Origin of the sequence: Mycolicibacterium holsaticum DSM 44478 = JCM 12374 (genome assembly GCF_019645835.1) — a bacterium.
GTDB classification, from domain to species: domain Bacteria; phylum Actinomycetota; class Actinomycetes; order Mycobacteriales; family Mycobacteriaceae; genus Mycobacterium; species Mycobacterium holsaticum.
Genome location: NZ_CP080998.1, coordinates 4,472,183 through 4,487,148, shown reverse-complemented (window position 1 = coordinate 4,487,148; position 14,966 = coordinate 4,472,183). Strand labels below are relative to the sequence as shown.

15 protein-coding genes are annotated in these 14,966 nt (G+C 63.5%); 1 reads left to right on the top strand and 14 read right to left on the bottom strand.

What is annotated here, in order from left to right; genetic code table 11:
• Positions 1–33 precede the first annotated feature (33 nt).
• The 6 genes from K3U96_RS21605 to K3U96_RS21580 form a co-directional block, all read right to left on the bottom strand.
• Positions 34–951: an SDR family oxidoreductase gene (locus K3U96_RS21605; RefSeq protein ID WP_220693631.1), complete on the bottom strand. Its 918-nt coding sequence runs from the start codon at positions 949–951 to the stop codon at positions 34–36.
• A 64-nt stretch (positions 952–1,015) separates the two neighbouring features.
• A complete protein-coding gene (locus tag K3U96_RS21600; protein WP_220691032.1) occupies positions 1,016–2,233 on the bottom strand; it encodes a lipid-transfer protein in 1,218 nt (405 codons plus the stop codon).
• A gap of 56 nt (positions 2,234–2,289) precedes the next feature.
• Positions 2,290–3,936 carry an AMP-dependent synthetase/ligase gene (locus K3U96_RS21595; RefSeq protein ID WP_220691031.1) on the bottom strand — a complete coding sequence of 549 codons (1,647 nt, stop codon included), beginning with the start codon at positions 3,934–3,936 and terminating at the stop codon, positions 2,290–2,292.
• Positions 3,936–4,712, bottom strand: a complete 777-nt coding sequence (locus tag K3U96_RS21590; RefSeq protein ID WP_205870925.1) for an SDR family NAD(P)-dependent oxidoreductase — start codon at positions 4,710–4,712, stop codon at positions 3,936–3,938. The genes K3U96_RS21595 and K3U96_RS21590 overlap by 1 nt, the downstream gene beginning before the upstream one ends.
• Before the next feature lie 26 nt (positions 4,713–4,738).
• Complete coding sequence (locus tag K3U96_RS21585) at positions 4,739–5,899, bottom strand: acyl-CoA dehydrogenase family protein (RefSeq protein ID WP_220691030.1); 1,161 nt, start codon at positions 5,897–5,899, stop codon at positions 4,739–4,741.
• Positions 5,896–6,702, bottom strand: coding sequence for an enoyl-CoA hydratase/isomerase family protein (locus K3U96_RS21580; RefSeq protein ID WP_069403286.1), 807 nt, complete (start codon positions 6,700–6,702; stop codon positions 5,896–5,898). The genes K3U96_RS21585 and K3U96_RS21580 overlap by 4 nt, the downstream gene beginning before the upstream one ends.
• Before the next feature lie 214 nt (positions 6,703–6,916).
• Between K3U96_RS21580 and K3U96_RS21575 the strand changes: the two genes are divergently transcribed.
• The gene (locus K3U96_RS21575) at positions 6,917–8,095 is read left to right on the top strand and encodes a thiolase family protein (protein ID WP_069403287.1); all 1,179 of its coding nucleotides are present in this window, start codon (positions 6,917–6,919) and stop codon (positions 8,093–8,095) included.
• Between the two features lie 55 nt (positions 8,096–8,150).
• On the opposite strand, the gene K3U96_RS21570 is transcribed toward K3U96_RS21575, so the two are convergent.
• The 8 genes from K3U96_RS21570 to K3U96_RS21535 all read right to left on the bottom strand — a co-directional run bounded on the left by K3U96_RS21570 (position 8,151) and on the right by K3U96_RS21535 (position 14,949).
• Positions 8,151–9,344 carry a LuxR C-terminal-related transcriptional regulator gene (locus K3U96_RS21570; RefSeq protein WP_220691029.1) on the bottom strand — a complete coding sequence of 398 codons (1,194 nt, stop codon included), beginning with the start codon at positions 9,342–9,344 and terminating at the stop codon, positions 8,151–8,153.
• Positions 9,345–9,484: 140 nt separating this feature from the next.
• Positions 9,485–10,579, bottom strand: coding sequence for a 1,2-phenylacetyl-CoA epoxidase subunit PaaE (gene paaE / locus K3U96_RS21565; protein WP_220691028.1), 1,095 nt, complete (start codon positions 10,577–10,579; stop codon positions 9,485–9,487).
• Position 10,580: 1 nt separating this feature from the next.
• Positions 10,581–11,087, bottom strand: a complete 507-nt coding sequence (paaD, locus tag K3U96_RS21560; RefSeq protein WP_220691027.1) for a 1,2-phenylacetyl-CoA epoxidase subunit PaaD — start codon at positions 11,085–11,087, stop codon at positions 10,581–10,583.
• A 1-nt stretch (position 11,088) separates the two neighbouring features.
• Positions 11,089–12,006 (bottom strand): 1,2-phenylacetyl-CoA epoxidase subunit PaaC, encoded by a 918-nt coding sequence (gene paaC / locus K3U96_RS21555; RefSeq protein ID WP_220691026.1) that lies wholly within the window; start codon positions 12,004–12,006, stop codon positions 11,089–11,091.
• A gap of 11 nt (positions 12,007–12,017) precedes the next feature.
• Entirely contained in the window at positions 12,018–12,302 is a 285-nt protein-coding gene (paaB, locus tag K3U96_RS21550; protein WP_082933189.1) for a 1,2-phenylacetyl-CoA epoxidase subunit PaaB, read from the bottom strand.
• Positions 12,299–13,240, bottom strand: a complete 942-nt coding sequence (gene paaA / locus K3U96_RS21545; RefSeq protein WP_220691025.1) for a 1,2-phenylacetyl-CoA epoxidase subunit PaaA — start codon at positions 13,238–13,240, stop codon at positions 12,299–12,301. Before paaA ends, paaB begins: the two co-directional genes overlap by 4 nt.
• Before the next feature lie 42 nt (positions 13,241–13,282).
• The gene (locus K3U96_RS21540; RefSeq protein ID WP_220691024.1) at positions 13,283–14,074 is read right to left on the bottom strand and encodes an enoyl-CoA hydratase/isomerase family protein; all 792 of its coding nucleotides are present in this window, start codon (positions 14,072–14,074) and stop codon (positions 13,283–13,285) included.
• On the bottom strand, positions 14,071–14,949 hold the full coding sequence (locus tag K3U96_RS21535; protein WP_220693630.1) for a 3-hydroxyacyl-CoA dehydrogenase family protein: 879 nt from the start codon (positions 14,947–14,949) through the stop codon (positions 14,071–14,073). Before K3U96_RS21535 ends, K3U96_RS21540 begins: the two co-directional genes overlap by 4 nt.
• Between the last annotated feature and the right edge of the window lie 17 nt (positions 14,950–14,966).

Sequence of the window (14,966 nt, the reverse complement as noted above, 5' to 3'; positions counted from 1 at the left end):
TGGCTCATCGGTGGAAGTAGCGTATGGATCGCGCTAGATCAGGTTGATCGGGACCTTCTCGCTCAAGATGGTGGGCACTCGGTTCGCGATGTCGTCGATGTCCCACGGACCGTCGGTCTTGATGGTTCGGCCGATGTGCCAGTTGACGAGTTCGCTGATCGAGCCGCCTTGCACAAGAAAGACACGGCCGGTGATATCGGTGTGTGGGGCGGCGAGGTAGGCCACCAGTGGGGCGATGTTGTCGGGGGAGTAGATGTCGAATCCGCCAGTGGCTTTTGCCTCTTCAGCCTTCGCGGTCAGCAGGTCGCCGAGTCCGGGCGCGTTGAGCGTCATCCTGGTGCGTGCGGCCGGGGCAATAGCGTTTACCCGCACCCCGTAGTTGGCGAGTTCCTCGGCGGCTACCAGGGTCAGCGCCGAGATCGCGGCCTTGGCGGCGCCGTAACTGGCTTGGCCCGGATTCGACATGACGGTACCCGACACTGAGGTCGTGTTGATCACCGCAGCCGTGGGTTGTCGGCCGGCCTTGGATTCGGACTTCCAGTAGGCCGCAGCGTTCCGCAGCACGGCGAAGTGCCCCTTGAGATGTACGTCGAGCACGATGTCCCATTGATCTTCGTCGAGTGAGGGGATGAGGCCGTCGCGGACGATACCCGCGTTGTTGACGAGGATGTCGAGCCTGCCGAACGCGCCGATCGCATGGTCGACGATCTCCTTCGCCCCAGCCCACGCGGCGACGTCGGAGACGCTGGCGACGGCCTTGCCGCCGGCGGCGACGATTTCGTTGACGACGTCGTGCGCGGGGCCCTTGTCGGGCCCGTTGCCGTCGCCGGCGACGCCGAGGTCGTTGACGACGACACTGGCCCCCTCACGTGCGAGTCGCAGGGCGTGGGATCGGCCGATGCCTCGGCCACCTCCGGTGATGACGGCTACCCGTCCGTCGAGGATACCCATGGTCATCTAACTCCTTGTCTTGCTGGGATTCTGGAGCGGCCCGGCCGCTGAACGGCGTCGACGGTCACAACTGGACGCGCTGGTAGGCGGTGACGACGGCGGCGCCGCCGAGCCCGATGTTGTGCTGCAACGCGGCCGTGGCATGCGCGACCTGGCGTGGGCCGGCCTGGTGCCGCAACTGCCAGGTCAGCTCGGCGCACTGGGCGAGGCCGGTCGCACCCAGAGGATGCCCTTTGGAGATCAGGCCGCCAGAGGGGTTGACGACCCATTTCCCACCGTAGGTGTTGTCACCCGAGTCAATCAGTTCCGGGGCGTCGCCCTCTGCACACATACCCAGAGCCTCGTACAGCAATAGCTCGTTGGCAGAAAAGCAGTCGTGCAATTCGATGACCTGAAAATCCTCCGGTCCCAGTCCTGACTGGTCGTATACCTGGCGTGCTGCCCTGGCGTTCATCTCGTGCCCGACGATGTTGCGCGCGGTTCCGTCGAAGGTATCCACGTTATCGGTGACGATCGCCTGGCCGACGATCTCGATTGCCTGGCTGGCCAATCCATTCCGATCGACAAATGATTCACTGGCGAGTACCGCCGCGGCCGACCCGTCGGACGTCGGCGAGCATTGAAGCTTGGTGAGCGGCTCATAGATCATCGGTGCGGCCATGATGGCGTCGAGGGAGTAAATCTCCTGGAATTGCGCATATGGATTATTCGCTGAATGCCGATGGTTCTTCTCGCCGATCTTCGCGAAGTGCTCCGGCGTGGTGCCGAACCGCTGCATGTGCTCACGGCCGGCGGCGCCGAAGACCGCAGGTGCGACCGGGCCGACAATTTCGTACAGCGCCGACATGGCTGTCATGAACCGCTCAGTCGGCTGCGTCCGGTCGGCGTAGGTCCCGGCGATTGACCCCGGTTGCATCTTTTCAAAGCCCAGGGCCAGTACGCAATCGGCCTGGCCGGCACGAATTACGTTGCCGGCCAGGTACAGTGCCGTTGAGCCAGTCGCGCAATTGTTGTTCACGTTGATTACCGGAATACCGGTCATTCCCAGGTGGTAGACCGCTGCCTGCCCGGAGCACGAGTCGCCGAAGACGTATCCGACATAGGCTTGCTCGATCCGGGAGTAGTCGATGCCGGCATCCGAAAGCGCATTGGTCCCGGCTTCTCGAGCCATGTCGGTGTAGTCCCAGTCGCGTTCGACTCCGTCGTCGCCTACGACCTTGCGCCGGCCGGGCTTCTCGAACTTCGTCATTCCAACGCCCACTACGAATACTTTGTCAGCCATGGATCAGTCTCCTTGAATACCGAATTCGTCTGGTTTGTATTGCCGTAGTCGTACCGTCAGGTGTCGTAGAGGGACTCGATTTGAGCGGCGTACTTGGCAGCAATCGGGTCGCGTTTGAGCTTGAGGGTCGGAGTCACTTCGTCTCCGCCCGGCAACCAGTAGACCGGAAGGATGGTGAACTTCTTGATCTGTTCGATCCGGGACAGTTTGGCGTTGCCCCCGTCGACTGCTTGCTGAATCGTCGCGATAATCCGTGCGTCGGTGGCAAGCACCCGCGGATCAGCGGCCAGGCCAAGCTCGGCTGCATAGGCCGGAGCCGTCTGCGGATCGAGGGTGATGAGGGCGACGTTGTAAGGCCGCTTGTCACCGATCGCCGTGATCGTGCCGATCAGCGGTGACTCGGCTGCGATGGTGTTTTCGATATTGGACGGAGACATGTTCTTGCCGGAGGCGTTGATGATCAATTCCTTCTGCCGCCCGATGATGCGCACGTAGCCGTCGACGTCGATGCGCGCGAGATCACCGGTGTGCAGCCACCCGTCGGGGTCGATGGCCTCGGCTGTCTTGGAAGGATCATTGCGGTAGCCACGCATCAGGAACGGGGCCCGAACCAGCAGCTGACCTTGCTCGTCGAGCCGCAATTCAACTCCGGTCAAAGCTTTACCGGCGGTGTTGAGTCGGGACTTAGGCGCTGGCATCGCGGTGGCTACTCCGCATTCGGACATTCCCCAGGCCTCACTGATCGGAAGTCCTAACCGCTGAAGGAATTCGAACACGTGCTGCGCAATCGGTGCGCCTCCCGACATGCTCCATCGGAGTCGGTCCAGGCCCAGTGCAGACCGAATTTCAGCCGCGGCCTCAGGTCGGCGTTCGGTGAACGCCGCGGCCAGTCGCGGATCCTCACGCATCCGCGCGTCCACGGCCATCTTCAACTTCTCCCAGGTTCGAGGCACCGCGGCGAGCGTGGTGGGACGAAGTTCGACCAGCGCGGCCAGCAGTTGCCGCGGGTCGGCGATATCGGTGACCTGGAAGCCGTAACGCGCGGCCAGATAGTGGTTGAAGGCGCGGTCGACGGCATGCGCCGACGGCAGGAAGGACACGGTGGTGTCGTCACCGTGCATTGGGAACAGGGCCTCGACCGCGGTTGCCTGCGCGAGCATGCTCGCGTGGGTGTGTTCGACCCCCTTCGGCGGACCGGTTGTGCCCGAGGTGTAGATGAGGCAGAGCACATCGGAAGGCTCGACTTCTCGCCATCGGGCGTCGAAGTCGAAGCCGGCTGGGGACTCCAGTCGCTCCAGGTCGCTGTCGTCGACCACCAGCACGTGCTCGACTGAGCTGCCAGCGGTCCGCACCCGATCGGCGAACTGGCGCTCGGTGATGACGATCTTGGCGCCGGAATGATCGACTACATAACGGATCTGCTCGGGCGGGTTGGTGTTGTAGATGGAGAATGTGGCGGCGCCCAGATGTGTAGCCGCGGTTTCGGTGAGGTGAAACTCGGGCCGGTTCGTCAGCATCGCGGCAACGGTGTCGCCGCGTCGCACGCCCAAGGCCGCAAGCCCGCCGGCGATGCGGCGGACCGCATCGGCGTATTGGCCCCACGTATAGGTGACCTCGTCGCCGGGGGTGCGCAACGCCACCAGGTCGGGCTGTTTCGCGACGACCCGTTGAAAGGCCTCTGGCAAGGTGCGGGGTGCGGTCATCACATGCTTACCGAGTAGCCGCCGTTGACCGGATAGGTCTGGGCGGTGATCCACGACGCCGCGTCCGAGGCCAGGAATGTGATGAGGGCCGCGGCGTCCACCGGTTCGCCGAGTCGCCCTAACGGGTAGGGCCTTACAACCTTCTTGCGGACCGCTTCGTTTTCCAGCATGGGTGCTACCGCCGGAGTTCGGGTTGCGCCAAGAGCGATGCAGTTCGCCGTGATGCCGTGTGGCCCAACGGCCTTAGCAACGGCCCGGATGAAGCCCGCCGCACCGGCTTTTGCGCCGGAGTACACGATGAGCCCCGGTTCACCGATGCGGCCGGCATCTGAAATGATGGTGATCACCCGGCCGCGATGACGCTTGACCATGCCGCCCAGCACAGCGTGTGTGGTGTGCATGACGCCGAGGTAGTTGACGGCGATCCAGGGCTGCCATTCAGCCGGTTCCTGATCCCAGAATTCCGGTTGGGGAGCGAGGCCGTCCGTGACCGCGCCGGCATTGCCTGCGTTGTTCACCAGGATGTCGACCGGGCCCAGCTCTCGCTCGACCTCGGCGATCATCGTCGTGACACTGGTGTAGTCGCAGATATCTGCCTGGACCGCGTGTGCGCGACCGCCCGCAGTTGCTATCGACGTGGCAACCGCCGTGGCGCGATCGGCGAAATAGTCGTTGACCGCCACGTCGGCACCCTGCGCCGCAAGGAGATGGGCCGTCGTTGCGCCGATGCCCTGCCCGGCTCCGGTGACCAGGGCTACCCGACCGGATAGGTCCATCAGTTCGGCGACGGTCAGGGTTCCGGTCATGTTGTGCTTCGCTTTCCGGTCGCATCGCGGCCGAAGACTTCTCGGGCCACAATGATCTTCTGTATCTGGGCGGTGCCGTCACCGATCAGGACCGAGGATGCGTCGCGCAGCATGGCTTGCAACGGCATTTCGTCGGAGAAGCCGACATGGCCGTGCAAGACGATGCAGTCCTGGATGGCGCGAACCGCCAACTGGGGTACCCACCACTTGATCATCGCTGCTTCCTTGGTGTGCGGCCGTCCAGCCATCCGAAGGCTCAGCCCCCGATAACACAACCAGCGCGCAGCCTCCAGACGTGTCAGGTGCTCCACAATCGGAAAGGTGACCCCCTGATTTGTCGACAGTGGCTTGCCGAAGGTCATCCGCTCCTTCGTATAGTCGACGGTCAGCTCGATTGCGCGCTCGGCGATCCCGACGCACATCAGGCCCAAGAGCACCCGGGTGAAGTCGAACTCGTTCATCACCAGTTGGAAGCCGCGGCCGTCTTCCCCGAGTAGCCGCTCGCTAGGTACGAAGGTGCCGTCGAGTGAAATAGATCCTCGGCCCAGCGGCCGCGCGCCCGGATCCTGAAAACGCTGCCGGGATACCGTCGCGTCGTTCAGGTCGACAAGAAATGCGGTCGGTCCCTTCTCGGTCTTGGCGAAGACGACGGCATAGTCGGCTTCGGCGACACAGGTGACCGATGTCTTTTCTCCCCGTAGCTGCCAACCGCCGTCGACCGGCTTGGCCGCGGTACGCATCGCCGCCGCATCCGAGCCGCTACCCGGCTCGGTCAGTCCAAGGCAGGTGACGATCTCACCCCTGACATAGCGGGGCAGAAGCTCATGTGCCTGCCTGCAAGACCGCTCGAGCAGTGCGCCGCTGGAAGCCGCCGAGAACACCAGATAGGCGGCCGAAAAGTCCGCGCGAGCAAGCTCTTCCACGGCGATGCCCTGGGCCAGATGATCTGCGCCCTGGCCCCCGTGGGCCTCGCTCACGCCCAGCCCGATCAAACCCGCGGCGGCCAACTGAGCGTACACATCGCGGGGAAACTCGTCCTTCAGTGCCCGTTGTCGATAGCCGTCGGCGATACTCTCGCCGAACGACCGGACGCTGCTGCGGAACATCTCGTACTCGTCGTTGAGAATGCAGGCGAGGCCGCCCGCCGCCGCGATCATCGCGCTCCTCGGTTGAAGTCGGGACGTCGGCCCTCAGCGAAGGCCGCCAACCCTTCGGCAACGTCGGCTGATTTCAGGTGGGCCACAGCCGCTTCCAGTTCCAACGCCATACCTTCATCGATCGACATGTCCTGACCGAGGCGGATTACCCGCTTCATGGCGGCGACCCCGTCGTAGCTGGCCTGGCCGATTCGGTCGGCGATTTTGGTCACAGCGGAGACCAATTCGTCGTCGGGCACGACGTGGTTCACCAGCCCCAGTTCCTGCATGTACCGGGCATCCACGGTGAGCCCGGTGTACATCAGTTCACGGGCCCGGTTAGGCCCGACCACCCGGGGCAAACGGATGGAGCCACCGGCGCCGGGGAACAGCCCGAAATTTGCATGTCCGTCGGAAATAGTGGCGCTTTCCGCGGCTACCACCAGGTCACATGCCAGCACGAGCTCGAGTCCACCTGCGACTGCTGGCCCGTTGACCGCGGCAATGACCGGCACGTGAAACTGCTCGATACGCAAGGTGAGTTGCCCGGCTTTGCGCAGGTTCTCGACTATTCGATTGAGGTCAACGCCGGTGTCGCGCCGCGTATCGTCGAGATCGGCGCCGGCGCAGAAGGCCTTGCCGCTGCCGGTGATCACCACAACGCGCGCGCGGTCCTCCTCGGCGCGGCTGAGGTCGGCGTCGATGCAGCCGAGCATGTCCTCGGTTATGGCATTGAACTTTTCTGGCCGACGAAAGGTGATCCATGCCGTCGTGCCGCGCAGCTGGTAACTGGTCGGCCGCGGTGGTGCGGTCTGGCGGTCCATGACGATGACGGTGGCACTGCGCCGAACGGCCAACAATCTGGCAAACGGCAGATAAGGGTGTGCCTAATGGCCAGCCCTACGCCGAACGGCGGACATATTGGCCACCAACGGCAGATTTGCCTGCTCGCTACGGGGTTCGACACTGGATCACGTTCGTCGGCCGCCACCGGCACGTCGAGGTGTGGAGCCGTTGGAAAGAGCGAGGAGACCACGAATGCAAGAAATCTTCGTCGCCGGAGTTGGTATGACGGCGTTTGGCAGACAACCTGAGTGCACAGTCCGTCACATGGTGGAAGAGGCGGTAGCCGCCGCGCTCGCCGACAGCGGAGCCGATCACGACGCGATCGACGCGGCGTACTTCTCGACTGCGGTCGCCGGCAAGATCACTGGGCAGGCATCGATTCCCGGCCAGGTGGCACTGCGGCACACCGGTCTGCTCGGCATCCCGATCGTCAACGTCGAGAACGCCTGCGCATCCGGGTCAACAGCGTTCGGTCTGGCGCGCATGGCCTTGGCGTCCGGAAGCGCCGACGTGGCCATCGTCGTCGGTGCCGAGAAACTGTCCCATCCGGATCGCGCGACAACCCTCGCGGCGTTCTCTAGCGGCTACGATTTGGAAGAACCACCGGGTGCCGCGCTGGAAGCCACCGGCAAGGGCACTGTGTTCATGGACCTCTACGCGGCGATTGCGCGGGATTACATGCAGCGCAGCGGAGCGACGGAAGCCGACTTCGCCGAGGTATCGGTCAAGGCGCACCGGCATGGCGCACTCAACCCCAAAGCCCAGTACGGGGATCCACTCAGCTTCGAGGATGTGCTCTCCAGCCGCGAGATCGCTCCGCCGTTGCGGCTGCTCATGTGCTCACCGATCAGCGACGGCGCCGCGGCACTGATACTGGCGACCAAACGCGGGTTAGCGCGGATGGATGCTGATCCGGTCCGCGTCCTGGCGGCCGAACTGGTATCGGGCCGTGACCGCGCACCCGGTGAACCGTCCGCTCCGGAGCGGGCTGCGGCACGGGCCTATCGCGACGCCGAGGTGACCCCCGCCGACGTCGACGTGGTCGAATTGCATGACGCCGCTGCCCCGGCCGAACTGATCGTCTCCGAAGAGATCGGCCTTTGTGAGCCGGGTCAGGGTCCGGCGCTGCTGCGGTCAGGTGCAACCACGCTGGGCGGACGGGTACCGATCAATCCCAGTGGCGGTCTGCTGTCGAAGGGACATCCCGTCGGAGCGACCGGTTGCGCGCAGCTCGTGGAACTCACCGACCAGTTGCGTGGGCGGTGTGGTGACCGGCAGGTGTTCGGCGCCCGAATTGCGTTGGCGGAAAACGGTGGCGGTGCGCTGAACAATGATCTCGCGGCCGCGACGGTGACCATTCTCGGCCGATAAACATCGGCACAGTCCGTTCGTCTGACAATGAGAAGCCGAGGCGGCATTGTCGGACCTAATCATCGCGCGGTGGTTGCGTCCATCCGGTGAGACGCATGAATTGTGACGCGGCCTCGGCCCGGTTGGCCACGCGCAGCTTCCTGAGTATTCGACTCACGTGTGTCTTCACCGTGCCTTCAGATATCACCATTCGTTCGGCGATCTCACGATTGGTTTCGCCGTGGGCAATCAGCTCGATGATCTCGAGTTCGCGGCGAGTCAACACCTGGTGGATTCGGGAGTCGGGTGCGGCGAATACCGCGGAGCGAATGGGCTCGGCGGCCGCTGGCGTAAGGCCCGTGGCGGGAGGGGAGATCTGCAGGCCCGCCTCGCGGATCTCGGCGAGTGCGAGCTCAGTCGCGCGGACGAGATCGCGGATCCGTTCGCCCTGCTGATGAAGACGTTCGAGCAGGATCGTGCGCTCCAACGCATAGCCGTAGCCTTCTGCGAACGCCCACAACACATCCCGGTCGGCACCGGTGATGTCCTGTGTGGTGGTCGCGTGCAGAAAGCCGATTACGCGCCCCTGAGGTAAGATCGGCGCTGCCACATAGGAATTGACGCCGGTGACCCGAATCATATCCTGCCGCGTGCGCGGATCGTTCATCGCATCGTGGACGATAATCGGTATCCGACGGCGAAGCATCTCGGTCTCGACGACCAGCTCATCGAGTTCCACCCTTCCGAGCTTGGCGAACTGCCGACGGACCTTCTCCGCGAGGTCGGCATCCGTCGTGGAATAGGCGGCCGCAGGTGTCACGATTCCCTGATCGACCCGAAACAGGATGGCCGAAGCGAACCCGCAGCACTCACATAACAGTCGCGGTGCCTTGACGAGCATTTTGGCGGTTGATCCGACCGCTCGCAGTTGCGCTAACGCTCGCTGCACCTGTAAGGCGCCGTCAGCGCGTTGTTCGTAACGGGACTCAAGCGGATCGTGCTGAGCGTCGGGCCCGACGAGGCTATCCGCGTAACCGGCGGTGAGAAGGTGTCGCAGTTGAGCGACGGCCTCATCTACGAGGGCTTCCAGGACGGTGGATTCGATGTCGGTGTCCCGTTGCTGACCGCCTGCACCGGTGAGCTCACCGAGTTGCCGAAGCAGTTGCAGGAGTCGGTCACGAGAATGCGGCGGCATGCCTGGTGTCAAAGCCGGAGCCGGACGTGGTTCGTGGAAGGATTCGCCATCTTTCAGCATCCTCAGATTCGCCACGGCACGCCACCTCAGCTCACAGATACGCGCCCGCGCAAGACACGGCAGTTGGGCGATCGCAGGCGTCAATCGCGATAATAACGCGTCGTGCCCGCACAGTTTTGCGAATCTTCGACCTGCCGTTGCTGGTTGACCGGCGCTCAGGTGTCGTAGTCGACGGCGATCATGTCGCTCACCGGGTAGGTTTGACAGGTCAGGACGAATCCGGCGGCGATCTCGTCGTCCTCGAGCGCATAGTTTCGCCGCATTCGTCCGTCGCCCGCCGTGATCAACGCCCGGCAGGTGCCACACACCCCGCCCTTGCAGGCAAACGGCACGTCCGATCTGATTCTGCTGGCCGCCTCCAAAACCGTTTCGTCGTGGGCGATCTTCGTCGTCGACGTGCTGCCGCAGAGAGTCAGTGACAGCTCGGCCGCCGGTCCCTGGATGTCGCGATCGTGATGAGCTGCGGGAGTGGGTGCGGCGTCTTCGACGAAGAAGAGTTCGTTGTGAATTCGAGGGCCGCCGATGCTCATTTCGGTGACGACGCGCCGCGCCGTTGTGATCAGGTCGAATGGCCCGCATAGCCACACATCGTCGATTCGATCGAGCGGAACGAGTTCGGCAAGGATCGCGCGGAGGCGGTCAGCGTCGAGACGGCCACTGAACAGTTCGACGTCGCGGGGTTCGCGCGAGAGTACATGTATCACTTCGAATCGGTCCGGATGGATGTTCTTGAGGTCGGCTATCTCTTCGGTGAACATCACCGAGCTGACCCGCCGATTCGCGTAGATGAGGGTCGCTGTCGCGGCGGGATCTCTCAGCACCGTTCCGACGATCGACAGAATCGGTGTAATGCCAGACCCCGCGGCGATCAGCAGGTGACGACCGCCGGCACGCTGGTCTGCCACGAAGCTGCCCCGGGGTGGCTGGACATCGACGCGATCGCCGATCTCGACCTCGTCGATGAGCCAGCCGGAGAACAGTCCGTTTGGAATCCGGCGCACGCCGACTCGAAGCCGGTCACCGGCGGGAGCGCAGATCGAATAGGACCGGCGGTGTTCGACGCCGTCCACCGTTCGGCGCAACGTCACAGATTGGCCTGCGGCAAAGACGAATTCGTCGGCCAGAGGCGGCGGAACGTCGAATGTGATCGCGGCGGCGTCGTCACAGAGCGCTTCTTTTGCGATGACCTCCAACCGGTGAAAGACGCCGTGCGGTGATCGGCGACCCACAGCTGTGCGAGCGACGACCACGCTAGATCTCCTTGATGTGGTCGAACGGCTCCAGGCAGGTCGAACACTGATAGAGCGCTTTGCAGAGGGTAGAGCCGAATTCAGCTAGCAACCGGTTGCATCGGGAACCGCATCGCGGGCAGGTGACAACACGGTCGGGACCTGTCAGGGCCAAGGGCACCGGGCCGACGCGTCGTTGGGGCTGTTGGCCTGGCGCAGAGTAGCCGTTTTGAATCAGCTTTCGCCGCCCCTCGGCAGTGATCCAGTCGCTACTCCAGGCCGGTGAGAAGCTGAGATTCACGGTGACATCGCGGAAGCCGTGACACTGCAGCGCTTTTGCTATGTCACCGCGAATGGTTGCGATGGCCGGGCACCCGGTATATGTCGGCGTGATGGTGACGACGACACAGCCGTCCCCAGACACCTGTACGCCGCGGACCACCCCGAGGTCGGCGAGGGTCACCACCGGCATCTCGGGGTCGCGAACCGACTCGACGAGGTCGCGGGCATCCGACAAACGTTGCGTCACGTCACCACCGGCCTTCCGGATCGGCGCGGGCCACGCTTTGCAACTCGGTGAGTAAACGTCCCAGCGCCTCGGTGTGCACCCCGTCTCGACCTGCGCGACCGGCGAGCGTACCCGTTGAAATACCCTGTGGTGGTGTGAGTTCAGCTGCGCGCATCACGTGTGTGATCGTTTCGTGGAAGTCGGAGGCTATTGTGTGCGCGTCGACGGCAACCCCTTTGTCTGCGAGGGTGAGTTCCTCGGCGGTGGTGGCCCACAGCTCCTCGGTGTAGGGCCACAGGAAGTTCAGCGCGTCCGTTGTGCGACGGCGTGACCCGGGGGACCCCCCGGCCAGGATCACCGTCCAGCGCGCCGCATAATCGCGGTGATAGGCCAGCTCTTGACACCATTTGTGTGACACTGCGGCAAGGAAGGGATCGCGGGACTCCGTGAGCCGCTCGAAAAGGCCGAGCCGCCAAGTGCTGAAGATCAGCATTCGCACGATGGTGTGGGCGAAGTCACCGTTGTCGAGTTCGCATATTCTGACGCATCGAAATTCCTCCTGCGAGCGAAAGAAGGCGAGCCGATCGTCAGGGGGAGCCGGTGATGTGGGTGAAATGTACGGCACGACAGTGGGATCAGCGGCTGAGGCCCGAGTGAACAGCAGGCGGGCTTGGCCCAGCAGATCGAGCGCCATGTTGGCCATGCCCAGTTCTTGCTCGAGTTCAGGTGCCCGGGTGATCCACTCGATGAGCCGTTGCGCCGAGATCAACGCGTCGTCGCCGAGCATGATGCAGTACTGTGCCAGCAAACCGGCGTCGATGTCGTCGGGCACGGATGTGTCGACGCCGGCCAGGGGATCGTCGAAATCTGTGCCGAAGGCCCATTGGGTGTTGCCGTTATCGACGGTCAGGGCGTCATAGACATTGTCATGTTCGATCATGTTGTGTCACATCAAATATGGTCCACACCATCGGGGATGGTGTAGAACGTGGGATGGCGGTACACCTTGTCACCGCTCGGAGCGAAGAAGGCGTCTTTTTCAGAAGGGCTGGAGGCCGTGATCGCTGCGGAGGGTACGACCCAAACACTGACCCCCTCGTTTCGGCGGGTATACACGTCACGTGCATGGCGCAAAGCCAGCTCGCCGTCAGGTGCGTGGATCGACCCGACGTGTACGTGATTCAATCCCCGTTTGCTGCGTACGAACACTTCCCAGAGTGGCCACTCGACGGTCATGAGCGCCGCGCCTTGGTGCCGAACGCGTTTGCCGCCTCGCGCACCCAGGAGCCGTTCTCGTGAGCCGCTCGGCGCACAGCGATCCGTTCGACACTGCAGGGCCCGCTGCCCTTGATGACCGCGGCGAATTCCTCCCAATCGGGTTCGCCGAAGTCGTGGGCCTGGCGGTCCTCGTTCCATGCGAGGTTGGGATCGGGAAGGGTGACCCCCAACGCCTTGGCCTGCGGGACCGTCATATCGACGAATCGCTGGCGAAGTTCGTCGTTGGTGTGTCTTTTGATGCCCCAACGCATTGACTGCTCGGTATTCGGTGACTCTTCGTCGGGCGGACCGAACATCATCAAAGTGGGCCACCACCAACGGTTCACCGCGTCTTGGACCATCTCGCGTTGTGCTTGGGTCCCGTTCATCATGGTGATCAGCAGCTCATAGCCTTGGCGCTGGTGAAACGACTCTTCCTTGCAGACCCGAATCATCGCTCGGGCATACGGTCCAAAGCTGCACCGGCACAGCGGGACTTGGTTACAGATGGCAGCACCGTCGACGAGCCACCCGATCACCCCGACGTCGGCAAAGGTGGTCGCTGGGTAGTGGAAGATCGAAGAAAATTTCTGCTTTCCCTCGAGCAGCTTGGTAGTCAATTCGGCCCGGTCGGCGCCGAGTGTCTCAGCAGCTGAGTACAGGTACAACCCGTGGCCTGCTTCATCCTGCACTTTGGCCAGCAGAATGGACTTGCGGCGCAGCGAAGGTGCACGGGTGAGCCAGTTTCCTTCGGGTTGCATTCCGATGATCTCAGAATGTGCGTGTTGGGCGATCTGGCGGATCAGCGTGTGTCGGTAGGCGTCGGGCATCCAGTCACGTGGCTCGATCCGATGGTCGGCATCAATGATCTGGTCGAAGTACATCGCCTGCGCTGTTTGCGTTTCCGAAGTGGTCATAAACTCAATCGATCGTCGAACGGTCGGGGAGTGCGCTCTGGCTCATTGGCCACGGAACTGGGGTCGATCCTTGGCGAGGAATGCTTCAACGGCCGCGCGGTGATCGTCGGTCGTCCCTAATGTCTCCTGCGCGATGCGCTCGCGCTCCAGCGCGTCGGACAGTCCCGGCAGCCGCAGAAGCTCCTTGATGTGTTTGTACGCCTCGGTGGGACCCTCGGCCACTCGATATGCCAGCTGTTGCACCGCGTCGTTCATCTCTGCGTCGCCGACCACGCGATGAACCAATCCCCAAGCGAGCGCGTCCTGGGCGCTGAACCGATCACCAAGCAGCATCAGTCCAGCCGTGCGGCTGGCGCCCACGGCGTGAAGCAGCGCGCGACTCAGACCGGAGTCACTGGCCAGTCCGACTCCGGTGAAGGCTGTCGCGAAGGTCGCGCCCTCGGCTGCGATGCGGATATCAGCTGCCAGCGCGAGTCCGAGGCCGGCGCCGACGCAGGCGCCGCGTATCGCTGCAATAATCGGTACCGCAACGCTGTTGAGCGCTTCGATCAGGGGGTTGTAGTGCTCTTTGATCGTATTCATCGCGGTTGCGGGGTTGGCGCGTAGTGCGTCGACGTGCTCGCCGAGATCTTGGCCGACGCAGAAGTTTGCGCCGTCGCAGTCAAGCAGGATGGCGCGAAGCGAGGCATCTCCCGCAGCACGCAACACCGCGCTCATCAGCGCTTCCTTGGTGGTGCGGTCGAGTGCGTTCGCGGCGTCTGGTCGTGAAATGGTGATCGTGCCCAACCCGCGGTCGATCGCCAGCTTGACGGTGTCGATGTGTGTGACTGTCATGGTGCTCCTGTGTCGACGGTGTCCCAGGTGAAAAACCCGTGACCACTCTTGCGGCCCAGCTCACCGCGAGAAACTTTTTCTCGCAGCAGCTTTGGCGGCTCGTAGCGTGATCCCAGGGTGCTGTACAGGTGTTCGGCTATGGCCAGACGCACGTCGAGGCCGACGAGATCGGTGGATCGTAGGGGACCCATGGTGTGGCGGTAGCCGAGTTCCATCGCCCGGTCGATATCGGCCGCATCGGCTACCCCTTCCTCGAGCATGCGGATTGCCTCCAATCCCAGGCAGACACCGAGCCGGCTAGTGGCGAAGCCCGGCGAGTCGTTGACCACCACGTCGGACTTGCCGATCGCACGCACCCAGGCTCGCGCCCTGGTCAACGTCGTGTCGGATGTCGACGGCGACCTGACAATCTCGACTAGCGCAGATCGGGGGACTGGATTGAAAAAGTGCAACCCGAGGAACCGGGTCGAGTCACGCAGCGCGGCAACAAGTTCAGTGATGGACAGCGAACTGGTATTGCTCGCGATGACGGCGAACGGCGGTACGGCGTTCTCGATCGCAGTGATGACGTCGGCTTTGAGCGCGCGTTGCTCCGGTACAGCTTCGATGGCGAGGTCGAATTCGCCCGCTAATTGACTCGGTGCAGAAACCGCCGTCACGCGGCCGGCTACGTCGGCCGCCGACACCTGGCCGAGCGACCCGCGCCTTTCGGCGTTATGGAGCCCTGCGGACACCCGCTCGAGCGCGGCACGCTGGTCGTCCGGCTCGACGATGACGACTTGCGAACCTGCCGCCGCGAACGCTTGCGCGATACCGCCGCCCATCCGACCGCCGCCCACCACGGCGATCCGCGCCGGACAGCTCTCGCCGTTCATGTCGCCGTCTCCACGGA